The organism is Streptomyces sp. NPDC089424 (genome assembly GCF_044749345.1).
Taxonomy (GTDB): domain Bacteria; phylum Actinomycetota; class Actinomycetes; order Streptomycetales; family Streptomycetaceae; genus Streptomyces.
In genome coordinates this window covers 729,572-754,369 of the sequence record NZ_JBIVHU010000003.1, presented here as the reverse complement: position 1 = coordinate 754,369, position 24,798 = coordinate 729,572, and the positions used below count along the sequence as shown (strand labels likewise).

Here is a 24,798-nt window from a genome sequence, read left to right as displayed (position 1 = left end):
GCATGTCCGGACCGCTGCGCGTGATCGTGCATCCGCCGTCACCCACGGGCGGTCGGCGCGTACGCGTGGACGGCGAGATCCTCGGACTGGCCCACAACCTGACCGACGTCGCGGAATTCCTCCGCCGCGCCGGACTGGACGTCGACCCGGCGGAACTCCCGGGTGCGCCGTGGATCGACTGGCGAGGCGTCGGGCCGGAGAGCTGGGGACCGGAGTCGGCGAGCTGAGCCGGCGGATGCCCGCCTCACGGAAAACCGTCCCCCGAGCGCCTCACCCGGCCTTCCGGCCGGCACAGCAGCCGTCATCCGCGCCGTCGGGCCGGTCCTCCCTGCCGAGCGAGTCGACGTCCGCCTTCACCACGTACACCTCCCAGGGCTCGCGGCCGGGGCCGTGGACCCACACCTTGTCCTGGAGGGCGTAGCAGCATGAGGTGTCGTTCTCCTCGACGGTGGCCAGACCGGCGGCCGCCAGCCGGGCGGCGGCGGCGCCCACCTGTTCGGTGGACCCGACCTCGACGCCGAGGTGGTCCAGGCGCGTCTCCTCGCCCGCCTCGCCCTCGATCAGCACGAGCTTGAGCGGGGGCTCCGTGAGGGCGAAGTTGGCGTAGCCGTCGCGGCGCTTGGCCGGTTCGGCGCCGAAGAGCTTCGAGTAGAAGGCGATCGACGCTTCGAGGTCGCCGACGCGCAGGGCGAGCTGAGCACGAGACATGACGTTGCCCCCATCTCCTTGCATTGATGCCTGTCGATACAGACCTTGCTCTCTGGATAGATGCTTGTCAATATAGAGAAATGTCGAAGCAAGAACTCACGGTGCTCGGGCAGGACGACGGGTCCACCGGCTGCTGCCCCTCGCTGCTGACCACGCCACTGGACGAGGACCGGGCGACCGATCTGGCGAAGGTCTTCAAGGCGCTGGGGGACCCCGTACGCCTGCGCCTGCTCTCGCTGATCGCCTCACGGGCCGGCGGCGAAGTCTGCGTGTGCGATCTGACTCCCGCCTTCGACCTCTCCCAGCCGACGATCTCGCACCACCTCAAGTTGCTGCGGCAGGCGGGGCTGATCGACTGCGAGCGCCGGGGCACGTGGGTCTACTACTGGGTGCTGCCGGACACCCTCGATCAGCTCACGGCGTTCCTCGCCACGACCACCACCGCGACCACCACGCACGGGTCCGAGGTGACCGCGTGAGCGCTTCGCTCGGGCGCCGGACCCTCGCCGAGGCCGTCGGGTCGGCCGCCCTGGTCACGGTCGTGGTCGGCTCCGGCATCCAGGCCACCGAACTGACCGAGGACGTCGGCGTGCAGTTGCTGGCCAACTCCCTGGCGACGGTGTTCGGCCTGGGCGTACTCATCGCGCTGCTCGGTCCGGTCTCCGGCGCGCACTTCAACCCCGTCGTCACCCTCGCGGCATGGTTCACCGGCCGCCGCACGCCCGACGGGCCGAGCCTGCGTGACGTTGCCTCGTACGTCCCCGCGCAGGCGGTCGGGGCGATCGGCGGTGCCGTCCTGGCCGACGCCATGTTCGCCGAACCGCTGCTGCGGTGGTCCGCCCATGACCGCTCGTCCGGCCACCTGCTGCTCGGCGAGACCGTCGCGACCGCGGGCCTCGTCTTCCTGGTCCTCGGGCTCGCCCGGACCGGGCGGGTCCGGCACGCGCCGGTGGCCGTGGCGTCCTACATCGGAGCGGCGTACTGGTTCACGTCGTCCACGTCCTTCGCCAACCCGGCCGTCACCGTCGGCCGCGCCTTCACCGACACGTTCGCGGGCATCGCCCCCGCCTCCGTCATGCCGTTCATCGCGGCGCAATTCGTCGGCGCGGCACTCGGCCTGGCCCTGGTGGCCGCCGTGATCCCCCAGCCCACCACCCCGGCACCCGCGCCCACACCCACACGGACCGTTCCTCGCCCCAACGAACCCACCCCCATCCCTCCCACCACCTCCTGACCGACCCCAGCCACAAGGACACTCGTCATGCCCACCCCTCCCCCACCACCCTCCGTCCTCTTCGTCTGCGTCCACAACGCCGGGCGCTCGCAGATGGCCGCCGCCTTCCTGACCCACCTGGCCGGAGATCGCGTCGAGGTGCGCTCCGCCGGCTCCGCGCCCGCCGACACCGTGAATCCCGCCGTCGTCGAAGCCCTGGCCGAGGTGGGCATCGACATCTCGGCCGAGGTCCCCAAGGTGCTCACCGTGGACGCGGTCCAGGCCTCCGACGTCGTCATCACGATGGGCTGCGGTGACACCTGCCCGTTCTTCCCGGGGAAGCGTTACCTCGACTGGGAGCTCCCGGATCCGGCCGGTCAGGGGGTGGACGCCGTTCGCCCGATCCGCGACGAGATAGAAAAGCGCGTCCACGAACTGCTCGGCGAGATCACGGGCAAGTGAACCCATTTCGGTACGGTGCGTTTATCGGATTTGAAGTCTCGACGTCCGCACCCGACCCATACCGACGTCAATAGCACCACCAAAACCCCTTCCCCGTACGACATCGCGAAGCCAGGCCCCGTGTCGAACCGTTGACGAAGTCCGAGGGCTAGTGCCCCCGGGTGGCCTAGGAGTCCGCACCCATAACTCTGATCGTGAAGCGGCGTTTTATGAGTGCGGGTGAGTACCCGCGATGGTGTCAGGAAGGTAATTAACCTATGAAACGGGTTACCCGAAACAGTGTGTTCGCCGTCGCCGCGTCGGGCGCGATGGCCATGGCGCTCCCCATGTCCGCCGCCCTCGCGGCCGACGGAAGCAGCGCCGAGGGAGTGGCGGCCGGCTCGCCCGGGGTGGCCTCCGGCAACGCCATCCAGATCCCGGTGCACGTGCCGGTGAGCATCTGCGGCAACACGGTCAACGTCGTGGGTCTGCTCAACCCGGCCGCGGGTAACTCCTGCGCGAACAAGGGCGGCTCGAAGGCTGCCGGTTCGAAGGACAGCACCGCCACGGATGCCGGCAGCACCTCCGAGGACAGCACCACCTCCTCGGAGGAGACCGCTGCGTCCGGCGGGGCCTCGGCTCAGGGCCTCGCCACGGATTCGCCCGGCCTGCTCTCGGGCAACGGCATCCAGCTCCCGATCGACCTGCCGGTGAACGTCTCCGGGAACAGTGTCAACGTGGTCGGCCTGGGCAACCCGGTCTTCGGCAACACCTCGGTCAACGGCCCCGGCGAGCAGCCCACCCAGCCGCCGAAGACCTCGACCCCGAACATCCCGGCCCCGACGCCGGCGCCCAGCACCCCGGCGAAGCCCGTGACCCCGAAGTCCCCGGCTCTCGTGCCGGCCCAGCCGGGCCCGCACGTCGAGGTGCCCCAGCTGGCTCACACCGGTGCGGACCTGGCGGCCCCGGCCGCCGCCGGCACCGCCGCGCTGCTGATCACCGGCACGATCCTGTTCCGCCGTGCCCGTGCGGGCCAGTCCCGCTGACCTGGACGCCGTCGATCCCGGTCGCCGCAGCAGAACCGCAGCCTGATTCCTGATCTTCGATCAGTTCCTGCGGGTGAAGCCGCCGTCACTGCCGCCACCTCGGGCGTCAGGACGGCGGCTTCCGCTTTGTGTCGGCGTCCACTGCCGCGGGACCGGTGCGCGTGACCCCGGGGCCGCCTCCTCGTTAGAAGGATGCGTTCCTTGGAGAGACAGGGCCCCGGGAGAAGTCAGTCGTACGTTCTCCCGGGGCCCACTCGCGTTTCGCCGCACGGCGGACACACGCCGGCAGACACACGCCAGCGGCCGCCCTTCGGCGGCCGCTGGCGTGGATTTGCTCTGTACGGATCGGTGATCGGTCAGAGGGCCTGGCTGTTGCAGCCCATGTCCGAACCGAGGTGGCTCTGCTGCGCCCCCGGGTTCCCTTCACCGTTCAGAATGTTGCCGGCCAGGCCGGTGAGGGCGCCGACGCTGCCGATCAGCTCGATGTTCATGTCGTGCGAGCGGCACTCGATGCCCTGCGTGAGCTCGAGGTCGTTGCCCCAGTCGTCCGCGACGGCGGTGGTGGCGCCGCCGAGGGAACCGACGCTGCCGAGGAGGGCGCCGACGAGGACGGCCTTGTGGAACGTGCGCATTACTACTCCGTTGATCGAGCGGTTGGGGGGTGCAACAGAGGGATCTGGTCTGGCGGGTGGTGACGCGGCGACCCTCAGCCGAGTCGGGGAAGCCCCAGCTGTCCGACGGGCGGGGCCGCGATCTGGCCGAGGCCGACCGGCGACAACTCCGGCGCGGTCGGCGGCGCGACGAGCGGGTTGACGATCGGGTTCACCTGCGGGTTGATCTGCGGGTTCAGCTGCGGCATGACCTGCATCGGGGGCTCCGGGGCGAAGGTCTGGGGCACGGCCACCTGCGGAGCGACCTGGGGCATGACCTGAGGTACGACCTGAGGCATGACCTGCGGCTGCTGCGGCGGCGGAGCGGCCTGGACCGGCTGCTGCGGGTACGGCGCCGGAGCGGCCTGCTGGTACGGAGCGGGGGCGGCCTGCTGGTACGGGGCGGGGGCGGCCTGCTGGGGGTAGGGCGCCTGCTGCTGGTAGGGCGCCGGGGCGGCCTGCTGCGGATACGGCGCCGGAGCGGCCTGCTGGGGCTGCGGCGACGCGGCGGCCTGTGCCGTGCCCTGCGACGAGGCGGCGGAGTAGGCGTAACCGGTCTGCTGCGGCGCGGGCGGGGCGGCCTGGTACTGCTGCGGCGGCGCGGCCTGCTGCTGCGGGTAGGGCGACGCGGTGGCCTGTGCCGTTCCTTGCGAGGCGGCGGCAGCAGCGGGACCTGCCTGCTGCGGGGCGGCCGCGGGGTGATCGGGAGCCGCCATCGGAGCGCCGTTGCCGTATCCGGCGGGACTGTCGGCATGGCTGACGCCGGCGCCGATGCCGGTCAGACCGCCGGCCGCTGCTACCACGAGCGCGGCCTTGTGAAGCTTGCGCATTAAACCCTCGGCCCTTCGATACCTGTAACGGTAATCCATTGCTTTTCAGTGCGTGATCACGCGCGCGGAAGGCGCGGCACCGCACTGCTCTTCAGCAGCGGTCAATCTTGAGGAGCACGCGGACTTCGCATCTCAGCCAGCAGCGAATTCCCGCACGCCTCTTCAGGTTCACGGTTGCTGCCCTCCCCCGTGGAACGAGGTCTTCTTCGCCACGGTCACGGCACATGGCGGCCCGTCACCCATTTGCCGCTACCGAGCAGGGAGTTGGGTGTGGGCGTCGGCACCCTTGCGTCAAATGGGTGACCACGATCCGGCGCCCGTATCTGCGTCCGCGCCAACTTCGTTCCCCACGGGGCGAGAACGACGGTCGTCGCAGCCGCAGAGGGCGGCAGAACTGCGGCAACCGCGCCGCCTCATCAGCATTTCACCAGGTTCCGTGCACAGGTCAATGAAGGGCCGAGGATTCCATGCGCAAGCTTCAGCACGTCGCGCTCATCGTCGCAGCAGCCGGCGGTCTGTCCGCCGTCGGCGCCGGCCCCAGCTCCGCCGCCACTCCCGCCAACTACGACGGATCCGCGCCGCCTCCCGTTTCGCAGCCGGACGCCCAGGCCGCCTCGGCCACTTCCGCGCAGGCGTCCGCGCAGACCTACGGCTCCCCGGCTCCGCAGCAGGCGGCTCCCCCGCGGGGCACCCAGGTCAACCCGCAGGTCAACCCGCAGCTGAACCCGCAGATCAGCCCCCAGCTCTCGCCGCAGGCCCCGCAGGCCCGGCCGGCCGGGCAGGCCGCCCCGGTGAGCCAGGCCAATCTGTTCCGCCCGTCCCAGGAGTGCAGCCCGCAGAACCTGCTCGCCGCGAATGTGCCGGTCGCCCTGCTCGCCGCCTCCCAGACCCGCGGCGTCGACTGCACCCAGGCCAACAGCCAGGCGAACTCGTTCGCCAATGCGCGGGCGAACTAACGCAATTGAACGGCGCGGCGTCGCTGTCGGCACTCCGATATCGACGCCTGCACCCTTTCCCGTGCGATACGGCTTTCGGGTGCTATTACCGCAGGATCACGAGATCGGCGCGTCGCCGCCCAGTTCTTGACATATTTCGCATTAATCTCCCGTAACTGTAGAAAGTCGATCTTCCGCAGATCGCACCCACTCACTTCACCGGAGATGACATGCGCAAGCTTCGCAACGTTGCCGTCCTGGTCGCTGCAATCGGCAGCATCGGACTCGTGGGCGGCACGGCCCACGCCGACCAGGGCAAGGGCGGCGACGGCGACAAGTTCAACATCACGCAGAGCTCGCAGTGCAAGTCGCACGACCTGAACCTTGACGTCCTCGGCCAGGTCGGCCTGCTCAACGGCCTGCTGGGCAACGGCCTCAACGGCGAGGGCAACCCGGGCGCCCAGTCCACCCACATCGGTTCCACGATGGGCTGCAACAACAGCGCCTTCTGAGGTCGCGGCCGACGCCACGTCGTCAGTCAGTTGATGGTCCCGGCACCCGGCCACAGGGCAGGGCGCCGGGACCTCTTGCGTGCACTGATCGTTCACTCTCACACTCCTTGGAGATGCCATGCACAAGCTCCGCACCGCCGCCCTCCTCGTCGCCGCGCTCGGCAGCGCGGGACTCCTGGCCGCCGGGACCGCCCACGCCGACCAGGGCGGCAACGGCAAGGGCGGCTACGAGATCGTTCAGAACACCAGCTGCGGGTCCCACGACTCGAACGTCGACATCCTCGGCCAGGTCGGCGTCGGCAACGGCCTGGGCGGCAACCTCCTCAACGGCGAGGGCAACCCGGGTGGGCAGCAGACTTCCCTGGGCTCGACGATGGGCTGCAACAACGAGATCGGTCAGTAGGACGCGATCCAGAGCCCGTTGCGCCGGCCGTCGGCCGGGGCAACGGGCTTTTCCGTGTTCACCGCCGGGCCGGCACACAAAAAACAATGCCGGGCCGGGACGAATCCCAGTCCGGCATCGGCCGAAATCTCTCAGAAGTCGAAACGCGGCTTCGCACCTTCCGGGATCTTCGCCGTGTTGGAGCAGTCCACCACCGCGCCGGTTCCCGCCGTCTCCGGCTTGTCACCGAGCAGTTGGTACTCCCGGAACACCACGTTCGGCCGGTCGGCGGTCGTGCACTGCTGATCCTGCTTGATGATGTGCTCGCCGTCCTTCTCGACGTGCGTCTCGGTCTTGCGGATGCAGACGGACTCACCCTTGGTGGTGCTGTGGCAGTCACCTGAGTGTCCGTCTGCGTGTGCGTGTCCGGCGCCGACGGAGATCGCGGCGAGACTTCCGACGATCGCCGAGAGGGTGGCGAACTTCCGCGGAGTGAACATGTGCTGCATTCCTTTACGACGCAGGCCCGGGCGCATGGACCGGATGACCGGTTGCGCCCGGGCCGAGAAGGGAAAATGATCATTCTGCGTCTGGCCGCGCTGTCAGATGTACCAGACGGCGGAATTGCCGCAGCCCGGACGCACACCGGGTGGAACTGCCGTGCGTCCGGGCTGCCTTCGCCACTGCAGTCACTCGGCACAAGGTGGAGCGGGCCGAGTCGTCACCGGGCGAGGTCGTTGCGATGGTGCGATGTGCATCGGCCTCCACGAGAGGTCGACGCGTGAGGGGCGGTACAGAGAAGGGTGAGCCCCGGTACGCCTCTTACTCGCCTTCGTGCTGGCCCTCGCCGTGCTGGCCGTAGTCCTGCTCGGGCGCGGCCTGGTGCTCCTCCGGCCCGGTCTTCTGCTCCGGCTGCGCCTGCGGCTGCTGCGGCTGCGCGTAGTAACCGCCCCCGACAGCCAGCGCGGTGGCCGACGAGTTGGCAACGGCGGAGACGGGGACCGGGGGGTTCTCGCCCGCAAAGCTGACCCCGGCACCGAAGGCGGACAGGCCCGTGACCGCCACGGCTACGACAGCGGCACGCTGAAACTTACGCATGGTATGACCCTTTCTTGTCCAGGCAGGACGCCTGGCTTGACTACTCAGTGTGAGGATATACACACGTTTCGTCACATCTCAGGATCTACACCTCTGGTGTCGTGTCGGCCGTTTCACCGCGTCACGGGAAGGCGGCGCAAACCGGCGGGAAGGACCGGGGTCGTTCGGACTCAGCGCGGCATACCGAAGGTCCCGAGCACGGCGTCGGCCTCGTCGGCCGCTCCCGTCGTCGCGGGATTGCAGGTCACCTTCGGCCCGAGCTGCGTCGTCCCGTTGCCCATGGCCGCGGGCAACGTCAGGGGCTGCACCGGGGTGCAGGTCTCGTAGTGCGGGATGACCCCGTCCTCGGGGACCTCGCCCACGATGTGCTGGCTGCAGCTGATGTTGCCCAGGAGGTCACGGTTGCAGGAACCCGGACCCCTGACCTCGGACGCGTGGGTGACACCGGTGGTGGTCACCATGAGGCCGCCGGCGAGCACCAGGACAGCGGCGATCTTCTTGCTGCTGGACATGTGATGCGCTTTCCTTCGTTCGGATGCCCGGTCCGCTCGGACGACGGGCGCGCCGGGCACGATGACGCCGCGAATGTCAGCTGGTGAAGTCGTTGTTGAACTGGCCGCAGGTCGTGTCCATGGTCCCGGCGATACCGAGCACGCCGATCGGGACGTCGTTCTCGGACACCGTCTGCGGGCTGCACTCCTGGTAGGGGCGGTAGAGGTCGTACACCTTCTGCCCGTTGTCGGCGGTGTCGGCGACAGCGGTGCCGGCGCCGACGGCGGACAGGCCACCCGCCGCCGCCACTGCTGCGATCACGACCTGCTGAAGCTTGCGCATGGAACCCTCGGCTTTTCGCTCGTACATCGAGGCTGATTGCCTAACGTGACTGCCCAGACGCTATCAGTTACCAAGCGCGGCTTTCCACACCGGACATCCCTTACGCGGGCCATTGACGCACAACAACACCGCATGGGCGAATTGGCCTGATAAGAAGTTGAATTGCCTCAACGCTCGGGAAAGTCGGCGAAGTTGCGTCACCGGAGTGCCGGGTCCTCAACTCCCGTGTGCTCGCGCGTGGGCACGGACACGATGAGGTCCCGCAGTCTCTCCATGTAGCGCCGCACGTTCTTGTACGCGAGGTCGGTGTCCGGGTAGCGGCACGCGAACCACAGGCCCTCGTGCAGGCGGTTGACCCAGGCGCACACCTGGTCTCCGTAGGAGACCCGGATCAGTCCGTACGCCTTTCCCTCGGTCCAGCGGGCCGAGCCGGGAATGAGGCGGGCGTCCACGTACGAGACGATCGAATACATGTCCGGCGACGTCGGCCTGAAGTCCGCGCCGAGCAACCGCAGTACGCGGGCCAGCGGAATACGTGCCAGCGACCTGTTGGCCCGCAACTCGCCCCGGACCGTCTCCAGCGCCTCGTCGAAGTCCCGTGCCGCGGGCACCTCGACGGGGGCTCCACCGACGTACCAGCCGACGGAGTCCGACCACGCGGACTTCAGCCGGGTGTGGAACGGCACGACGGTGCGGTAGACCGGCCGGCCACCGAGTTCGTGGACGATCAGGCTGGTGGCGGCCAGGATGCCCACCAGGCTTCCGCCGTAGGGCCGGCAGTACGACTCGAACGCGGCGGCGGCGTCCGCGTCGACCAGCGGCTCGCACATGAGTTGCTGCGCGGGCAGGACGTCACCGGGGCGCAGGCCGAGATCGACCGGGAACTCCGGCAGCCTTCCGTCGCACCGGCCGATGAACTCCCGCCAGCGCGCGACGATCGTGTGGGTGTCGTCGATCCCGTCCGCGTTCGCCCGCTCCTGCCGGCAGAAGTCGACGTAACTGCCCGCGGTACTGCCGACGCCGGGGCGTCCGGTGACGTCCGCGACGTACAACTCGTGGATCTCGTCGGGGATGCGCTGGAGGGAGTAGGCGTCGACGTTGGTGTGGTCGAAGGCCGTGTACACGCTGGTGGAGTCGTCGCGGACCACCGCCGCGTAGAGGAAGTTCGGCCAGCCGAGGGCGTCGGCCGCGACATCGAATCGGTTCTGCAGGTACCGGATCAGCGCCTCGGAGTCGCCGAAGTCCCCGACGATTCGGCGTTGCAGCGACACGTCGGTCTCGGGGAGCGTGAACCGCTGCATGTCGTCGCCGGCCCATCGGAAGCCGCTGCGCAGCGTCTCGTGGCGCAGGGTCCAGCCGTGCAAGGCCCGTTCCAGCGCGTCGAGGTCGGCGCTGCCCGGCAGGTCGAAGGCCGCGCCGAGCCAGGTCGGGACGAACAGCCCGTCCTCGCGCACCGATCGCGCGGTGCGGATGTGCGACTCCTGGATGTATGCCGGCGGTCGCGGGTCCGCCGGCAGCGTCGCCGCGGCCGCGACGGTCGCCTTGCTCAACGTCCACTCGACGAGCTGTCCGGGCCGGACCTCACAGCGCTGAATGTCAGAAATTCGCACGGCGGCGTCTCCTTCGCAGAAGACACCAGCTTGATCAAGGGGGGCCTGCGCGTACGCGGTGATCGCTGTGTCGTCGGCTTTTCAGCAGGACGTGTGACGTCTCGAACGGTGAAGCGGTTGTGCGGCGTTGGCCGCTGTCCGGCCCGCTCTCCCGTCCTCGGTCAGCGCGTGAAGACCTGCGCGAGGTGATGCGACAGGGCCGTCGCGGACGGGGGCGTGAAGCGTGCTCCGATGTGCCCGTCGGGCCGGACGAACAGGGCCGTGGGGCCCGCCTCGACCCGGTAGCCGCGACGGAACTCGCCCTCGCTGTCCCACAGGACGGGCAGCCCGGCCCGGTCGGCGTCGGTCCCGGGCGCCAGCACCGCGTACGCCCGCACATCACCGTGACTCGCCGCGCGCGCCTGGTTGGCCAGGTCCGCGAAGGGATCCGCCTGTCCGTCCGCGTCCGCGTAGAGCAGCAGGACGTGCCCCCGGTCGCGCAGCACGTCGTGCAGGCGCATCGGGTAGGCGGCGATGCTGTCGGTCAGGCCGCCGCAGTCGGGTGCGCGGTCCCCGGCGTCGGGGCGGGCGTTGCCCGGGGCGCGCGGGCCCACGACGGGGCTGGCCGGGTAGGCGACGAGGAGTTGCGCCTCGCGCATCATGATCGTGCCGGGGTCGTCGGGGTCCGCCTGGATGCCCTCCCTCGCGTGCCGGACCGTGCGGCCCACCACCTCCTCCCCGACCGGCCGCCGTTCGGCGTCGTAGCTGTCGAGCAGGCGTGGCTGGGCCAGGCCGCGCACGGCGAGCGCCATTTTCCAGGCGAGGTTGACCGCGTCCTGGATGCCGGTGTTCATGCCCTGCGCGCCGGTGGGCGGGTGGATGTGCGCGGCGTCGCCCGCCAGGAACACCCGGCCGGCGGAGTACCGGTCCACCAGGCGGTGGCTGATGCGGAAGACGGAGGACCAGCGCATGTCGGAGGCGGTGGCCCGTCCCGGGGCGAGCCGGTCGAACACCGCCTGGACGTGCGCGAGGGCCGGGCGCCGGCCGCCTTCGAGTCCGTGCGTGACGTCCTCGGCCCCGGGTTCGGGACGGACCTGCCCCGCCTGTGGGGAGAGTTCCGGCGGGACCAGCATGGAGGCGCGGTAGCGGGAGCGGCCGGGAAGCGGGATGCACACGAGGAGGTCGTCGACGTCACCTTCGCGGAGGCGCATGGCGCGTACGCCGTAGCCCTGGGGCAGGTCCCAGTCGACCTCCACGTCCGCGAGCATGTACTCCTCCGGGAATGCGCCGCCGCCGAAACCTAGTCCGAGCGCCTTGCGGACGGTGCTGTGGGCGCCGTCGCAGCCGACGAGGAAACGGGACCGGATCTCGTGCTCGGACCCGGCGGTCGTGCGGAGGCGGCCGGTGACCCCGTCGGCCTCCTGCGTGAGCGACCGCAGTTCGGTGCCGCGCTCGATCCGTGTGCCGTAGCGGGCGAGGTGCTCCTCGAGGAGGCGCTCGGTCTCGTACTGCGGCAGGGCGGCGAACCGGTAGGGGACCTCGGGTGGGAGGGCGAGGTCGACGCGTCCCCGCTCCTCGCCGTTGACGTAGACCAGTTGCCCGCGCATGAGGACGGCGCTGTCCAGCGCGTCGCGCACGAGGCCCATGCGGTCCCACAGTTCCAGGGTCCGTGGCTGGATGCCCACGGCCTTGGCGTACGGCAGCCGTTCGGGAAGCCGGTCGACGATGCGGCAGCCGACACCGTGCCGGCGCAGTTCCGCGGCCGCCGTCAGACCTACGGGGCCGGCACCCACGATCAGCACGTCGGTGTCCATCCCGCACCTCCCGTCACTTCAGCCTCGCAGGGCTGCCGCCGCACCGCAGGTCGGAGGGTCGGCACCCCGCGCGGGTGAGACGGGCCCCGGGAACGACCGGAGCCCCCGCCCGTCACCGGGCAGGGGCTCCTCGACGCGAAGAAAAGACGGCTCAGCCGGAACCCACGAACAGCACCAGCAGCAGCCAGACCACGGGGGCCGTCGGCAGCAACGAGTCCAGCCGGTCCATGATCCCGCCGTGCCCCGGCAGGAGCGTGCCCATGTCCTTGATGCCGAGGTCGCGCTTGATCATCGACTCACCCAGGTCGCCCAGCGTGGCGCTGGCGGCGACCGCGAGGCCCAGGAGCAGGCCCTGCCACCATGTGCCGTCGTCGATCAGGTACTGCATGCACAGCGCACCGGCGGCCATCGCGAAGCTGACCGCGCCGACCAGTCCCTCGCGGGTCTTGCCGGGGCTGATGCGCGGGGCGAGCTTGTGCCGCCCGAAGCGCCAGCCCACCGCGTAGGCGCCGGTGTCGCTGACCACGGTGAGCAGCAGGAACATGAAGACCCGCTGCGGACCGTCCTGCGCGGTCAGCATCATCGCGACGAAGGTCGCGAGGAACGGCACATAGAAGGCCGCGAAGACCCCTGCCGTGACGTCCTTGAGATAGCCCTCCGGCGGTTCCGTCATCCGCCAGACCAGTACCGCGAGCGCGGTGAGCGCCATCGCCACCCATGCGCCCTCGGCGCCCCGCACGTACCCGGCGACGACCATGCCGGCACCGCCCACCGCGAGCGGCACGAGCGGCGCGTGGATGCCCTTGCGCTCGTCCAGCCGTTTGGTCAGCTCCCACAGGCCGACCACGACGGCCACCGCCACGACCCCGACGAACACCGCCTTGACGATGAACAGGGACGCGACGATCACCGCACCCAGTCCGGCCCCGACCCCTATCGCCGCGCCCAGGTCACGGCCCGCACTCTTCTTCGGTGCGGGGGCCGGCTGAGGGGCGTCGTGCATGGGCTCCGGATTCTGCGGCACCGCGCCGTAGGGCGGCGCCGACGGGCTCTGGTCGCGGAACAAGGGGCCGCCCGGCCGAGCGGCCCCCCGGTCGTCATCCTGGCCTCCGCCATGGGCGGATACGTCGGGCACGATGGGCATGGGGCGAGTCTGCTGCGCGTCAAGCGCATCGTACGTGGGACCCGCCGGGGCAGCCCCCTGGACAGGCCCCCGGTCGGACGGCCCCCAGTACCCGGCGTGGGGCGGCGCCCCCCAGGAAGAGTCGTTCATCAGACCTCGAGCAGCTCGGCTTCCTTGTGCTTGAGCAGCTCGTCCACCTGGGCGACGTACTTCGCCGTGGTGTCGTCGAGCTCCTTCTCGGCACGACGGCCCTCGTCCTCGCCGACCTCGCCGTCCTTGACGAGCTTGTCGATGGCGTCCTTGGTCTTGCGGCGGACGGAGCGGATGGACACCTTGGCGTCCTCGCCCTTGCCCTTGGCGACCTTGATGTACTCGCGCCGGCGCTCCTCGGTCAGCTCGGGGAACACCACCCGGATGATGTTGCCGTCGTTGCTGGGGTTGACGCCCAGGTCGGAGTCCCGGATCGCCTGCTCGATGTTGCGCAGCGCGCTCTTGTCGAACGGGGTGACGACCGCCATCCGCGGCTCCGGCACGGAGAACGAAGCCAGCTGGTTGATCGGCGTCGGCGCGCCGTAGTAGTCGGCCACGATCTTGTTGAACATCGCCGGGTGCGCACGGCCCGTGCGGATCGCGGCGAAGTCCTCCTTGGCGACCACGACGGCCTTCTCCATCTTCTCCTCGGCTTCGAGGAGGCTCTCTTCGATCACCACTTGCTCCTGCGTGTCTTGAGTAGGCCCGGCTGCGGTTCCTTGGCGGCGGCGGCCGGCTGCGTCGCGTCTTCTTCCTGCACGGTTCCCGACCGGTGGAACATTGTCCATCCCCCGGCCTGGGTCCGTCCCGTCCGTCCCCCGGACAGGTGGCGTTCCGGCGGACGGCGTGGCGGAAACCGGGTCAGCCCCGGCTGTCCTGGTCACCCACCAGCGTGCCGATCTTCTCACCCTTGACCGCGCGGGCGATATTGCCCTCGGTCAGCAGCTCGAAGACCACGATCGGCAGCTTGTTGTCGCGGCACAGGGTGATGGCGGTGGCGTCGGCGACCTTGAGGTCGCGGGTGATGACCTCGCCGTAGCCGAGCGAGTCGAACTTGACCGCGTCCGGGTTGGTCTTCGGGTCGGAGTCGTAGACCCCGTCCACACCGTTCTTGCCCATCAGCAGGGCCTCGGCGTCGATTTCCAGGGCGCGCTGGGCGGCGGTGGTGTCGGTGGAGAAGTACGGCATGCCCATACCGGCGCCGAAGATGACCACGCGGCCCTTCTCCAGGTGCCGCACGGCGCGTAGCGGGATGTACGGCTCGGCGACCTGCCCCATGGTGATGGCGGTCTGCACCCGGCACTGGATGCCCTCCTTCTCCAGGAAGTCCTGGAGGGCGAGGCAGTTCATCACGGTGCCGAGCATGCCCATGTAGTCCGAGCGGGCGCGGTCCATGCCGCGCTGCTGGAGTTCGGCACCGCGGAAGAAGTTGCCGCCGCCGATCACGATCGCGATCTGCGCGCCGTCACGGACGACGGCCGCGATCTCGCGCGCCATGGCGTGCACCACGTCCGGGTCGACGCCCAGGCCCCCGCCACCGGAGAAGGCCTCTCCGGACAGCTTCAGCAGAAACCGGCCGCGTACTTTGCCGTCGTCGCTCTTCTGGGCCTTGGTGCTCATGGGGTTCTCGCCTCTTTTACGGGTTGCACATACGAAGAAGGCCATTGCCGGTGGTGGGTTTCTCTCCCCTACGCGGCAATGGCCTCCTCGTCAGATCTGCTGTCGTCCGTCGCGGGCGCCGGCGCGCCGGCCGATACCGACGACGTGGACGACTGCGGTCGACCCTAGCGGCATTCCGCCCCGGGCCGCGCGTCGATCGCGGTACGGACTCAGATGCCGACCTTGATGCGCGTGAAGCGCTTCAGGGTGACACCGGCCTCGTCCAGGACCTTCTGGACCGACTTCTTGTTGTCGAGCGCGTACGGCTGGCCGAGCAGCGTGGCGTCCTTGAAGAAGCCGTTCACACGACCCTCGACGATCTTGGCGATCGCGGCCTCGGGCTTGCCCTCGGCGCGGGTGGTCTCCTCGGCGATCCGGCGCTCGGTCTCGACGACCTCGGCCGGGACGTCCTCCTTGGAGAGGTACTTCGGCGCGAACGCGGCGATGTGCTGCGCGATGCCCTTGGCGACCTCGGCGTTCGGCTTGTCGAGCTCGACGAGGACACCGATCTGCGGGGGCAGGTCGGGCATCGTGCGGTGCATGTACGCGGTCACGAAGCCGTCGGAGAACTGCGCGAAGCGGTCCAGGACGATCTTCTCGCCGAGGTTGGCGTTGGCCTCGTCCACGTACGCCTGGACGGTCTTGCCGGCCTCGATCTCGGAGGCGAGCAGGGCCTCCAGGTCGGCCGGGGAGGTCTTGGCGACGTGCTCGGCGATGGCGAGGGCGGCGGCCTGGAACTTGTCGCCCTTGGCGACGAAGTCCGTCTCGCACTTCAGCTCGACCAGGACGCCGGAGGAGTTGTCGTCGGCGATGATGGAGACCACGGCGCCGTTCTCGGCGGAGCGGCCCTCACGCTTGGCGACGCCCTTCTGGCCCTTGATGCGCAGCGCCTCGACAGCCTTCTCGACGCTGCCGTCGGCCTCGTCCAGCGCCTTCTTGCAGTCCATCATGCCGGCGCCGGTGAGCTCACGGAGCTTCTTGACGTCGGCGGCGGTGTAGTTCGCCATGAGTCTGTGAATCTTTCTCGAAGTCTGGAAGATCGAAGATCTACGGGTTCTTACGCCTGCGGGTTCTACGGTCTACATGTAGATCCAGACCCTGGACGTACCCGTGACCTACGGGTGAACGGCGGGAGCGGACTGCGTGTCACCGCTCCCGCCGTCACACCGACGGGTCAGGCCTGCTCGGCGTCGGCGGCCGGAGCCTCCGGGGCGGCCTCGGCAGCCGGAGCCTCGGCGGCCGGAGCCTCGGGGGCGGCCTCGGCGGCCGGAGCCTCGGGGGCGGCCTCGGCAGCCGGAGCCGCTTCCTCGGAGTCGGCCTTCTTCTCACCCTCGAGCAGGTCGCGCTCCCACTCGGCGAGCGGCTCGCCGGCGGCCTTCTCGCCCTTGCCCTCACCGGCACCGCCGGAGCGGGCGATCAGGCCCTCGGCGACGGCGTCGGCGATCACGCGGGTGAGCAGGGTGACGGAGCGGATCGCGTCGTCGTTGCCCGGGATCTTGTAGTCGACCTCGTCCGGGTCACAGTTGGTGTCGAGGATGGCGACGACCGGGATGTTCAGCTTCCGGGCCTCGCCGACCGCGATGTGCTCCTTCTTGGTGTCCACGATCCAGACGGCGCTGGGCACCTTCTGCATCTCGCGGATACCACCGAGGGTCTTCTCCAGCTTGGCCTTCTCGCGCGAGAGCACGAGAAGCTCCTTCTTGGTCAGACCGGAGGCGGCGACGTCCTCGAAGTCGATCTGCTCGAGCTCCTTGAGGCGCTGCAGACGCTTGTAGACGGTCGAGAAGTTGGTGAGCATGCCGCCCAGCCAGCGCTGGTTGACGAAGGGCATGCCGACGCGGGTGGCCTGCTCGGCGATGGCCTCCTGCGCCTGCTTCTTCGTGCCGACGAACATGACCGTGCCGCCGTGGGCGACGGTCTCCTTGACGAACTCGTAGGCGCGGTCGATGTACGACAGCGACTGGAGCAGGTCGATGATGTAGATGCCGTTGCGCTCCGTGAAGATGAAGCGCTTCATCTTCGGGTTCCAACGACGGGTCTGGTGACCGAAGTGGACGCCGCTTTCCAGCAGCTCCCGCATCGTGACGACGGCCATGGCCGTTCTCCTCGTGTTTCTCGGTTGTGCCGCGGGGACCGGACGGCTCCCGCGCCTGACGCCCGCGTGCGCCGTGCCACAAGGGACCGAGGGGCGCTGATACGGACCGTCTCCGGCCTGGTATCGGGGCGTGCGAAGTCGACCCGGTGACCCGGATCGCCACCAGAAGTGTACGGGACCGCCGACCCCCCGGGTGACGCCGCTGTCCACAACCGGGCGGTACTCCACAGGCCGGGGCCCGTGCCGTGGCCGGTACGGCACGGTTCGTTCCATGCGAGCGAAGCGAAGCGCACATGCGATGGGGGTGCTGTTGCTGGCCCTGACGGCGGCCGCGCCGGCCGAGGCGGCCGGTGCGCAGCCGGTGTCCGCGACCGGTCCCGAGGTGGTGGCCGTTGCCGGTCCGGAAATGGTGGCCGCGGGCGGTCCGGAAGCGCGGGTTCCGGCTGATCAGGACGGCTCGGTTCCGGCGATCGGCCGCAGCTGGCCGGTCGGGGAGCGGCCGCCGATCCTGCGCGGCTGGGAGCCCCCGGCGACCCGCTACAGCCGCGGCCACCGCGGTGTGGACCTCTCGGCCCCACCCGGAACACCGGTGCGGGCCGTCGCACCGGGCCGGGTCTCGTACGCGGGCAGGGTGGCCGGAAAGGGGGTGGTCTCGGTGGAGCTCACGGGAACCGGCGACCCACCCCTGCGAGTGACCTACCAGCCGGTGCACGCCTCGGTACGCAAGGGCGACGAGGTCGCCGCCGGAGAGGTGATCGGCACGACGGAGACCTCCGGCTCCCACTGCGCGAGCCCCTGCCTGCACTGGGGCCTGCGCAGAGGGGAGGCGTACCTGGACCCCTTGTCGCTGCTGCCGCCATGGCTGCTGCGGAACGGGCCGTCCCGCCTGCTCCCGGTACTGGGGGTGCCGCTCCCGACCTAGCCCGAGCCGACCGAGGGCGAGGAGGGCACGGTCCGCCGGCCTTCGGGGTCGGCCCGTCCGACGCCCACGGCAGCCCGCCGCTCGTCCCACTGGGCCAGCCGCTCGCAGCGCATCCTGCCCAGGCCCGCCGACGAACCCGGGTTCGGTGGAGGTTCAGCCGCGTACGCCCCGCAGCACCATCGACACCGCGGCCTCGGCCACGACCGACGGCTCCTCAAGGCCCAGCTCGATCCGTCGCACGGCCGAGTCCACGACTCCCTGCACCAGCATCGCCGCCAGGCGGGGCTCCTCGTGCCCGAGGTCCCGCAGCGCGTCCACGATCATCGAAACGAGCCCTCCGTGTGCCGCCCGGATCTTCTCCCGGGCCCCGGCGTCCAGCTCGCTGGCGGAGATGGCCACGACGGCCCGGTGCCGCCGGTCCCCCACCAGCGCGAGCTGCGCCCGCACATACGCCTCGGCCTTGGCATCGGCACCGTCCACCGCGGCCATCGCCGCCTCGACCTCCGCCGCCCAGACCGGGAAGTCGACCTCGCACAACTCCTCGACCACGGCGGCCCGGGACCGGAAGTACTCGTACACGGACGAACGCGCGAGCCCCGTCCGCTCGGCGAGGGCCGGAAAGGTCAGCGCCTCCGTCCCGCCCTCGGACAGCAGGGAACGGGCCGCGTCCAGCAAGGCGGCTCGCTGCATCGACCGGTGCTCGGCCACGGAGGCCGCTCGAATCCTTGGCACGTCGTCCACTGTACGGACGCGCCGCCCCCGGCGGGAGTGCAGCACACCACGCCGTCGGCATCGGGCCAGGTCAGCGACCGAAGCCCGCCAGTTTCGCGCGCAGCTGCAGGACCGACTTGGTGTGGATCTGGCTCACCCGGCTCTCCGTCACCCCGAGCACATTGCCGATCTCGGCGAGCGTGAGCCCCTCGTAGTAGTACAGCGTGACCACGGTCTTCTCCCGGTCGGGCAGCGTGTTGATCGCCCGCGCCAGAAACCGCCGCAGCTCCCGGTCCTCGGCCACCTCCACCGGATTGTCCGCGGCGGTGTCCTCCAGCGTGTCCATCAGGCTGAGCCGGTCGCCGCCCTCGCCCCCGACATGCAGCAGCTCCTCCAGCGCCACGACGTTGGCGAGCGACAACTGGCTGAAAACCGCGTGCAGTTCGTCCACCGGGATGCCCAGCTCGGCGGCCACCTCCCCCTCGTTCGGCGTCCGTCTGAGCCGCGCCTCCAGCGTCGCGTACGCCCGTTCCACGTTCCGCGCCTTCTGCCGCACGGACCGCGGGATCCAGTCCAGGGCCCGCAGTTCGTCGATCATCGCGCCCCGGATCCGCGTGATCGCGTACGTCTCGAACTTGATCTCGCGGTCGATGTCGAACTTCTCGATCGCGTCGATCAGCCCGAACACCCCGGACGAGACGAAGTCCGCCTGCTCGACATTGGGCGGCAGCCCCACGCTCACCCGTCCCGCCACGTATTTCACCAGCGGCGAGTAGTGCAGAATCAGCTGCTCCCGCAGCCGCTCGTCCCCTGTCTCCTTGTACGACCGCCAGAGCTCGTCGAGCGTCGAGGGAGCGGGCGGCCGATCGCTGCCACCGTCGCGGGCGGCTGGGGGGATCGCCGCCCGGTCGGACCCGGAGGTGTGCTGGGGCATTCGTCGCCTTGTGCCGTTCTGCCGTGAAGGGTGGTACGTGGGTGAGCTGTCGCTCTGGTGTCGAGTTGCCGGACTGTGTCTGGATCCTCGTGAGCGTAGCGTGACTGAAGAGTCGCGGTGTGCGAAGGATGGGGCGGGCGCCGTGCGCAGAAACGTTCCACAGGACGCTCCACCGAGGCATGCCGGTAGCTCTCCGTGACCACCACGCCCAGCCCAACTGCCGGATTTCCCAAGGGCATCGGGATTCCCCCGGACGGCCGAACACGCTCGGTCAACATACCTCCCGGCCACCGCGAAGGGAGATCATCGCCTGGCGTGTCAACTTCCAGCCATCGCCGTGTCGTTCGACGTATCCAAGTGCTCTGAGTTCGTACAGCCGGGCGATCGCGTCGTCCTCGGTCGTGGGCACCCCCCTGGCGATCTCCGTCGCGGTCGACGCCCCGTGCCCTGGCAGCGCGGCCAGGACCTGCCGCGCTCCGGCCGGGAGCAGGTCGCGCGGCAGTACCGGCCCGCGCCGGGCCGGCGCCAGCTCGCCCATGTCGCCCACCAGCTCCACGATCTCCGCCGCGTCGGTGACCAGCGTCGCCTCCCCGCGCAGCAACTCGTGCACCCCCGCCGACTGCGCGCTGGTGGCCGGCCCCGGCACGCCCATGGTGTGCCGTCCCAGTCGCTGCGCGGCCCGGGCGGTGACCAGCGAACCGCTGCGCAGCGCGGCCTCGACGACCACGGTCCCCCGGGTCAGCGCGGCGATCAGACGGTTCCGCACGATGAACCGGCTGGGCGTCGGATGGTCCCCCGGTGGCAGCTCGCCCACCACCAGCCCCTGCTCGGCGATCCGGTCGATCAGGCGCGCGTGCCCGCGCGGATAGGGCCGGTCGACTCCGCAGGCCAGCACGGCGACCGTGGCACCGCCGGCGCCGAGGGCGCCCCGGTGGGCGGCGCCGTCGACACCGTAGGCGCCGCCGGAGACGACCACCCAGCCGCGCTCGGCGAGGCCGGCGGCGAGGCCGAGGGCCATGTGGGCGCCGTACTCCGTGCAGGCCCGGGCGCCCACGACGGCGACGGACCGAAGCGCCCACATCCGCAGGCCCGCCGGCCCTCTCACCCAGAGCCCCAGTGGCCGGCCGTCGCCGAGGTCGTCGAGCTGACCGGGCCACTCCATCGTCCCCGGGCGCACGAACCGCACCCCCGCGGCCCCGGCCACCTCCAGGTCCCGCTCGGGCTCGGCCCGCCCGGCCCGCGCCCGCAGCCCGGCCCACCGCTTCTCGCTCACCCCGGGCAGGGGCGCCCCCTCGCCGCGCAGCCGCCGCACCACCTCGCCGACCCCCAGCTCGCGCACCCACCGCCCGGCCACCTCGTCGCCCGGCTCCAGCACCCGGGTCAGGAGGATCCGCCCGAGCAGCTCTCCGTCGGGATCGCCGGCGCCCGTCACGTCAGCGCCCCGATGGCCATCGGCACACCGCGCGGCACTCCGGTGCGCAGTTGCAGGGCCAGCGTCACGTCCGTCGCGCCGGGCCGGTCGTGGCCCACCAGGTCCGCCACGGTCCAGGCGACGCGCAGGACCCGGTCGAGTCCACGGGCCGTGAGCGCGCCTCGCTCCAGTTGGCGCTCGGCCTCGTCCATCGCGCCGATGTCGGCGTACCAGCGGCTGCGCAGCTCCCTGCCGGGCACCTCGCTGTTGGTCCGCCACGGTGTGCCCGCGAGGCGCGCGGCCGCCCGCTCCCGGGCCGTGCGCACCCGGTCCGCGACGGCCGCCGTGGGTTCGCCGCGGGCCCCGCGATCGGTGAGCTCGGCCCGGGTGACGCGGTCGACCTCGACGCGGAGGTCGACCCGGTCCAGCAGCGGCCCCGAGAGCCGGGCCTGGTAGCGGCGGATCGCGGAGGGCGGGCACTCGCACAGGTCGTCGCGCTGCGAGAAGCGCCCGCACGGGCACGGGTTGGCGGCGAGCACCATCAGGAACCTGGCGGGGAATCGCACCACCCCCGCGCTGCGGGCGATCACGACGTGCCCCGCCTCCAGGGGCTGGCGCAGGGCGTCGAGGGCCTGGCTGCTGAACTCGGGCGTCTCGTCGAGGAAGAGCACCCCCCGATGGGACAGCGACACGGCGCCGGGCCGGGCGACGCCGGCGCCGCCGCCGACGAGGGCCTGCATGGTCGCCGAGTGGTGCGGGGCGCAGTAGGGGGCGACGTCGATCAGCGGCTTGCCGGGCGGCAGCAGCCCGGCGACCGAGTGCACCGCCGTCACCTCCAGGGACTCCTGCCGGGTGAGCCGGGGCAGGATTCCCGGCAGTCGCTCGGCGAGCATGGTCTTGCCTGCGCCGGGCGGGCCCTCCAGGAACAGGTGGTGTCCGCCGGCCGCGGCGACCTCCACCGCCGTGCGTGCCGAGATCTGGCCCACGACGTCCGCCAGGTCGTGCCCGTGGTCGTGCTGGGCGGCTCCGACGCTGTGCATGCCGGTGGCCGAGCCCGCTCCGGGCACCCGCAGCCCGGCCAGCAGCGGATCGGGGCGGCCGTGCGCGTCGGGTTCCTCCTCCGGCACGGGCTCGTCCGCCAGCACGGCGATCAGCTGGCGCAGGGTGCGCACGCCCAGTACGGACATTCCGGGGACGAGCGCCGCCTCGGCGGCCGCGCACTCGGGCACGACCACCTGCTCGTAGCCCGCGTCGGCCGCGGCCAGCACGGCCGGCAGGATGCCGCGCACCGGCCGCACCCGGCCGTCCAGGCCGAGCTCCCCGATCATCACGATGTCGGCGAGCACCCGTGGATCGATCCGCTCGCCGGCACCGAGCACCGCGCACGCGACGGCCAGGTCGAACCCGCTGCCGGCCTTCGGCACGGACGCCGGGCTGAGCCCGACCGTGAGCTTCTTCTGCGGCCACTGGGCTCCGGAGTTCACGACGGCCGCCCGCACCCGGTCGCGGCTCTCGGTCAGGCTCTTGTCGGGCAGCCCCACCAGCGTGAACGCGGCCACGCCCGGTTCCAGGTCGGCCTGGACCTCCACCACCACGCCCTCGACGCCGACCAGGGCGACGGAGCACGTACGCGCGAAGCCCATCTCAGGCCACCCCCCGCGCGTGCTCCACGGCGGGCGCGCCGCGATCGGGCAGGACGACACCGATCAGATCGATGCGGACCCCTCCGGGCGGGGCGCCGCCATGGGCGTGGATCCACTGCTCGGCCAGGGCGCGCAGCCGCTCCGCCTTGTCCGGCCGGACGGCGGCCATCGGATGCTGGAAGCGGCCGGCCCTGCGTGTCTTGACCTCGCAGACCACCAGGACGTCCCCGTCCCGCGCCACGATGTCGATCTCGCCGGTCCGGCCACAGCGCCAGTTGCGCTCCAGGACCGTCATACCGGCCGCCACCAGCCGTCGGGCGGCCAGTTCCTCGCCGTACCTGCCGAGTGCGTCTCGTGCGTTCATGTCGGCACCTCCTTGGGCGCCAACGGTCACGCATCCACCACCACGAAGTGGATCTTGGTGGGCTACTCGGCGGTTGTGGACAACTTCGTCACCCACACGAGCGACACGGACGGGACGGCTCCGGGAATCATCAGCCGCCCGGCAGTTCGAGGTCGCTCTTGTTCAGCTCCTCGATGTTCACGTCCTTGAACGTGAGGACACGCACCTGCTTCACGAACCGAGCCGGCCGGTACATGTCCCAGACCCAGGCGTCCGCCATGGACACCTCGAAGAACACCTCACCCTGGACCGAGTGCACCTGCATCTCGTAGTCGTTGGTCAGGTAGAAACGCCGCTCGGTCTCGATCACGTATTTGAACAGACCGACGACATCGCGGTACTCCCGGTAGAGCTTCAGCTCCATCTCGGTCTCGTACTTCTCGAGGTCCTCGGCGCTCATGGCATGTTCCCCTTCAGCCGTGCGATCCCACCATTGTGCGCCAGTCCCGTGAGCCCCTAGACGATTTCCGTGTCAAGGATCTCCGGCTTGGCGGGGGGACCTTCGTCGAGCAGCCTGCGCAGCAGCTCGGCGAGTCTGGTCGGATACACCGTCTCATGAGCCCGGGTCAGATCCTCACAGGTCCACCACCGGGCCCCCACCACACTGCGTCGCTCCAGCTCGGTGAGCGCCACCGCCTCCGTCACCGTCTGGGTGGTGCGGGCCAGGTAGTACCACTCGTCCTGGTCCCAGCGCCGCCCGGCGAACGGGAAGGAGCACAGCCGCCGCCACAGCACCGGCCCGAGCTGGACCTCCGTGATTCCGGTCTCCTCCGCGAGTTCCCGCAGCGCGGCCTCCTCACGGGTCTCGGTGCCCTCCAGTCCCCCGCCCGGCGTGAACCACCAGTCGTCCGCCGGATCGTCCGGCTCGTGACCGTGCAGCAACAGGATCCGGTCGTCGGGGTCGAGCAGCACGACCCGGGCCACCTTGCGGGCCCGGCCGCCGTCGATCTCGTACCCCTCCGTCGCCTCAGCGGGCACCCGCGGACCCCGTCCGCTTCCGGGACCCGAGGATCTTCGCGACCGGCCCGTACGCACCGCCGCCCAGCACCAGCACGGCGCCCGCGACGATCATGAAGCCGATGGTCCGCAGCGGGCCCGGCGAGGAGAGGCCGCCGAGGACCTCGAAACCGGTGGGGCGGGCCAGCATGCCGTCCAGGGGGAAGACGACGGCGTCCACCCGGGCGGAGACGTCGCCGCGCGCCACGGTGCCGCTCGCTGCGTCCGTGAGGTGGGCGGTGGAGTCCAGCGAGCCCTGCCGCTCGTCGCCGAGCAGGAACAGGCGTCCTTCGGGCACGTTCACCGTGAAGTTCATGTCCTCGGCCGGCTGTCCCCCGGCCAGGTACGGCTCCTCGATCGCCTTGCCGTTGACGGTCAGCCTGCCGCTCTGGCAGCAGGACACCCGGTCACCGCCGACGGCCACCACGCGCTTGATCAGGGGGGCGTCGCCCCAGGTCGCGTCCTTGAACACGACGACGTCACCGCGGCGCACCTCGGAGCCGTCGACGCGCTGCGCCAGCACCCGGTCACCGGCGTCGATGGTCGGTGTCATGGAGGGGGTGGGCACGGTGTAGGGCAGATAGGTCAGCGCCGCCCAGCCGAAGCCGCCCAGGAACAGCACAAGGCCCAGCGCGACCGCCAGCCCGGACAGTCGCTGTCCGGTCCGGCCGCCCGCCGGGCCCTTGCTCGTTCCACCGCGGTGCGGTGCCGTACGTGTCGCGCTCTCGCCACCCATGGATCCGCACCCTACCCGGGGGTACCAGACCCGGTCAGCCCCTCATCCCGCCCGGTCCGGCAGCTCCACGAGGACTTCACGCC

The 24,798-nt window shown here is 70.6% G+C and carries 31 protein-coding genes; 9 read left to right on the top strand and 22 right to left on the bottom strand.

Annotation, left to right across the window (positions count from 1 at the left end):
• The first annotated feature begins 2 nt into the window (after positions 1-2).
• Positions 3-227 carry a hypothetical protein gene (locus ACIP2X_RS18435; RefSeq protein ID WP_401673915.1) on the top strand — a complete coding sequence of 75 codons (225 nt, stop codon included), beginning with the start codon at positions 3-5 and terminating at the stop codon, positions 225-227.
• A gap of 43 nt (positions 228-270) precedes the next feature.
• Here the strand turns inward: ACIP2X_RS18435 and ACIP2X_RS18430 are convergent, their stop codons facing one another.
• Positions 271-708 carry an ArsI/CadI family heavy metal resistance metalloenzyme gene (locus ACIP2X_RS18430; RefSeq protein WP_401673912.1) on the bottom strand — a complete coding sequence of 146 codons (438 nt, stop codon included), beginning with the start codon at positions 706-708 and terminating at the stop codon, positions 271-273.
• Between the two features lie 80 nt (positions 709-788).
• On the opposite strand from ACIP2X_RS18430, the gene ACIP2X_RS18425 reads away from it, so the two are divergent.
• From ACIP2X_RS18425 to ACIP2X_RS18410, 4 genes are all read left to right on the top strand, one after another.
• Entirely contained in the window at positions 789-1,187 is a 399-nt protein-coding gene (locus ACIP2X_RS18425; RefSeq protein ID WP_401673909.1) for an ArsR/SmtB family transcription factor, read from the top strand.
• Positions 1,184-1,942 (top strand): aquaporin, encoded by a 759-nt coding sequence (locus ACIP2X_RS18420; RefSeq protein ID WP_401673906.1) that lies wholly within the window; start codon positions 1,184-1,186, stop codon positions 1,940-1,942. The genes ACIP2X_RS18425 and ACIP2X_RS18420 overlap by 4 nt, the downstream gene beginning before the upstream one ends.
• A gap of 27 nt (positions 1,943-1,969) precedes the next feature.
• Positions 1,970-2,383 carry an arsenate reductase ArsC gene (locus ACIP2X_RS18415; RefSeq protein ID WP_401673904.1) on the top strand — a complete coding sequence of 138 codons (414 nt, stop codon included), beginning with the start codon at positions 1,970-1,972 and terminating at the stop codon, positions 2,381-2,383.
• 257 nt (positions 2,384-2,640) lie between these two features.
• On the top strand, positions 2,641-3,408 hold the full coding sequence (locus tag ACIP2X_RS18410; RefSeq protein WP_401673901.1) for a chaplin: 768 nt from the start codon (positions 2,641-2,643) through the stop codon (positions 3,406-3,408).
• 356 nt (positions 3,409-3,764) lie between these two features.
• Here ACIP2X_RS18410 and ACIP2X_RS18405 read toward each other — a convergent pair whose 3' ends face one another.
• Complete coding sequence (locus ACIP2X_RS18405; RefSeq protein ID WP_401673899.1) at positions 3,765-4,040, bottom strand: hypothetical protein; 276 nt, start codon at positions 4,038-4,040, stop codon at positions 3,765-3,767.
• 74 nt (positions 4,041-4,114) lie between these two features.
• Positions 4,115-4,888: a hypothetical protein gene (locus tag ACIP2X_RS18400; protein ID WP_401673896.1), complete on the bottom strand. Its 774-nt coding sequence runs from the start codon at positions 4,886-4,888 to the stop codon at positions 4,115-4,117.
• A gap of 467 nt (positions 4,889-5,355) precedes the next feature.
• On the opposite strand from ACIP2X_RS18400, the gene ACIP2X_RS18395 reads away from it, so the two are divergent.
• The 3 genes from ACIP2X_RS18395 to ACIP2X_RS18385 all read left to right on the top strand — a co-directional run bounded on the left by ACIP2X_RS18395 (position 5,356) and on the right by ACIP2X_RS18385 (position 6,738).
• Entirely contained in the window at positions 5,356-5,844 is a 489-nt protein-coding gene (locus ACIP2X_RS18395; protein WP_401673894.1) for a hypothetical protein, read from the top strand.
• Positions 5,845-6,053: 209 nt separating this feature from the next.
• Positions 6,054-6,335 (top strand): hypothetical protein, encoded by a 282-nt coding sequence (locus ACIP2X_RS18390; protein WP_401673891.1) that lies wholly within the window; start codon positions 6,054-6,056, stop codon positions 6,333-6,335.
• Between the two features lie 118 nt (positions 6,336-6,453).
• Positions 6,454-6,738, top strand: coding sequence for a hypothetical protein (locus ACIP2X_RS18385; protein ID WP_401673888.1), 285 nt, complete (start codon positions 6,454-6,456; stop codon positions 6,736-6,738).
• Positions 6,739-6,869: 131 nt separating this feature from the next.
• Here ACIP2X_RS18385 and ACIP2X_RS18380 read toward each other — a convergent pair whose 3' ends face one another.
• From ACIP2X_RS18380 to rpsB, 11 genes are all read right to left on the bottom strand, one after another.
• Positions 6,870-7,217: a hypothetical protein gene (locus ACIP2X_RS18380; RefSeq protein ID WP_401673886.1), complete on the bottom strand. Its 348-nt coding sequence runs from the start codon at positions 7,215-7,217 to the stop codon at positions 6,870-6,872.
• A 322-nt stretch (positions 7,218-7,539) separates the two neighbouring features.
• Complete coding sequence (locus tag ACIP2X_RS18375) at positions 7,540-7,815, bottom strand: hypothetical protein (RefSeq protein WP_401673883.1); 276 nt, start codon at positions 7,813-7,815, stop codon at positions 7,540-7,542.
• A gap of 170 nt (positions 7,816-7,985) precedes the next feature.
• Positions 7,986-8,327 (bottom strand): hypothetical protein, encoded by a 342-nt coding sequence (locus tag ACIP2X_RS18370; RefSeq protein ID WP_401673880.1) that lies wholly within the window; start codon positions 8,325-8,327, stop codon positions 7,986-7,988.
• A gap of 76 nt (positions 8,328-8,403) precedes the next feature.
• Positions 8,404-8,649: a hypothetical protein gene (locus ACIP2X_RS18365; protein WP_401673878.1), complete on the bottom strand. Its 246-nt coding sequence runs from the start codon at positions 8,647-8,649 to the stop codon at positions 8,404-8,406.
• 197 nt (positions 8,650-8,846) lie between these two features.
• A complete protein-coding gene (locus ACIP2X_RS18360; protein WP_401673876.1) occupies positions 8,847-10,259 on the bottom strand; it encodes a condensation domain-containing protein in 1,413 nt (470 codons plus the stop codon).
• Positions 10,260-10,420: 161 nt separating this feature from the next.
• Positions 10,421-12,052 carry an FAD-dependent monooxygenase gene (locus ACIP2X_RS18355; RefSeq protein WP_401673874.1) on the bottom strand — a complete coding sequence of 544 codons (1,632 nt, stop codon included), beginning with the start codon at positions 12,050-12,052 and terminating at the stop codon, positions 10,421-10,423.
• A 151-nt stretch (positions 12,053-12,203) separates the two neighbouring features.
• On the bottom strand, positions 12,204-13,325 hold the full coding sequence (locus ACIP2X_RS18350; RefSeq protein ID WP_401673871.1) for a phosphatidate cytidylyltransferase: 1,122 nt from the start codon (positions 13,323-13,325) through the stop codon (positions 12,204-12,206).
• The gene (frr, locus tag ACIP2X_RS18345; RefSeq protein WP_365446906.1) at positions 13,325-13,882 is read right to left on the bottom strand and encodes a ribosome recycling factor; all 558 of its coding nucleotides are present in this window, start codon (positions 13,880-13,882) and stop codon (positions 13,325-13,327) included. The genes ACIP2X_RS18350 and frr overlap by 1 nt, the downstream gene beginning before the upstream one ends.
• 184 nt (positions 13,883-14,066) lie before the next feature.
• Entirely contained in the window at positions 14,067-14,825 is a 759-nt protein-coding gene (gene pyrH, locus ACIP2X_RS18340) for a UMP kinase (RefSeq protein ID WP_401673869.1), read from the bottom strand.
• A 209-nt stretch (positions 14,826-15,034) separates the two neighbouring features.
• Positions 15,035-15,871: a translation elongation factor Ts gene (gene tsf, locus ACIP2X_RS18335; protein WP_401673867.1), complete on the bottom strand. Its 837-nt coding sequence runs from the start codon at positions 15,869-15,871 to the stop codon at positions 15,035-15,037.
• Between the two features lie 167 nt (positions 15,872-16,038).
• The gene (gene rpsB, locus ACIP2X_RS18330; RefSeq protein WP_401673864.1) at positions 16,039-16,959 is read right to left on the bottom strand and encodes a 30S ribosomal protein S2; all 921 of its coding nucleotides are present in this window, start codon (positions 16,957-16,959) and stop codon (positions 16,039-16,041) included.
• Between the two features lie 271 nt (positions 16,960-17,230).
• On the opposite strand from rpsB, the gene ACIP2X_RS18325 reads away from it, so the two are divergent.
• On the top strand, positions 17,231-17,881 hold the full coding sequence (locus ACIP2X_RS18325; protein ID WP_401673861.1) for a murein hydrolase activator EnvC family protein: 651 nt from the start codon (positions 17,231-17,233) through the stop codon (positions 17,879-17,881).
• 153 nt (positions 17,882-18,034) lie between these two features.
• On the opposite strand, the gene ACIP2X_RS18320 is transcribed toward ACIP2X_RS18325, so the two are convergent.
• The 8 genes from ACIP2X_RS18320 to lepB form a co-directional block, all read right to left on the bottom strand.
• Positions 18,035-18,589 (bottom strand): TetR/AcrR family transcriptional regulator, encoded by a 555-nt coding sequence (locus ACIP2X_RS18320; protein WP_401674499.1) that lies wholly within the window; start codon positions 18,587-18,589, stop codon positions 18,035-18,037.
• A gap of 94 nt (positions 18,590-18,683) precedes the next feature.
• Positions 18,684-19,526, bottom strand: a complete 843-nt coding sequence (whiG, locus tag ACIP2X_RS18315; RefSeq protein WP_385379145.1) for an RNA polymerase sigma factor WhiG — start codon at positions 19,524-19,526, stop codon at positions 18,684-18,686.
• A 271-nt stretch (positions 19,527-19,797) separates the two neighbouring features.
• Positions 19,798-20,958 (bottom strand): DNA-processing protein DprA, encoded by a 1,161-nt coding sequence (dprA, locus tag ACIP2X_RS18310; RefSeq protein ID WP_401673858.1) that lies wholly within the window; start codon positions 20,956-20,958, stop codon positions 19,798-19,800.
• Positions 20,955-22,580, bottom strand: coding sequence for a YifB family Mg chelatase-like AAA ATPase (locus ACIP2X_RS18305; protein ID WP_401673856.1), 1,626 nt, complete (start codon positions 22,578-22,580; stop codon positions 20,955-20,957). The genes dprA and ACIP2X_RS18305 overlap by 4 nt, the downstream gene beginning before the upstream one ends.
• Position 22,581: 1 nt before the next feature.
• Entirely contained in the window at positions 22,582-22,944 is a 363-nt protein-coding gene (locus ACIP2X_RS18300; protein ID WP_401673854.1) for a YraN family protein, read from the bottom strand.
• Between the two features lie 130 nt (positions 22,945-23,074).
• Positions 23,075-23,383: a DUF2469 domain-containing protein gene (locus tag ACIP2X_RS18295; RefSeq protein ID WP_003965949.1), complete on the bottom strand. Its 309-nt coding sequence runs from the start codon at positions 23,381-23,383 to the stop codon at positions 23,075-23,077.
• A gap of 56 nt (positions 23,384-23,439) precedes the next feature.
• Positions 23,440-23,961 carry an NUDIX hydrolase gene (locus ACIP2X_RS18290; RefSeq protein ID WP_401673852.1) on the bottom strand — a complete coding sequence of 174 codons (522 nt, stop codon included), beginning with the start codon at positions 23,959-23,961 and terminating at the stop codon, positions 23,440-23,442.
• Complete coding sequence (lepB, locus tag ACIP2X_RS18285) at positions 23,951-24,715, bottom strand: signal peptidase I (protein ID WP_401673850.1); 765 nt, start codon at positions 24,713-24,715, stop codon at positions 23,951-23,953. The genes ACIP2X_RS18290 and lepB overlap by 11 nt, the downstream gene beginning before the upstream one ends.
• Between the last annotated feature and the right edge of the window lie 83 nt (positions 24,716-24,798).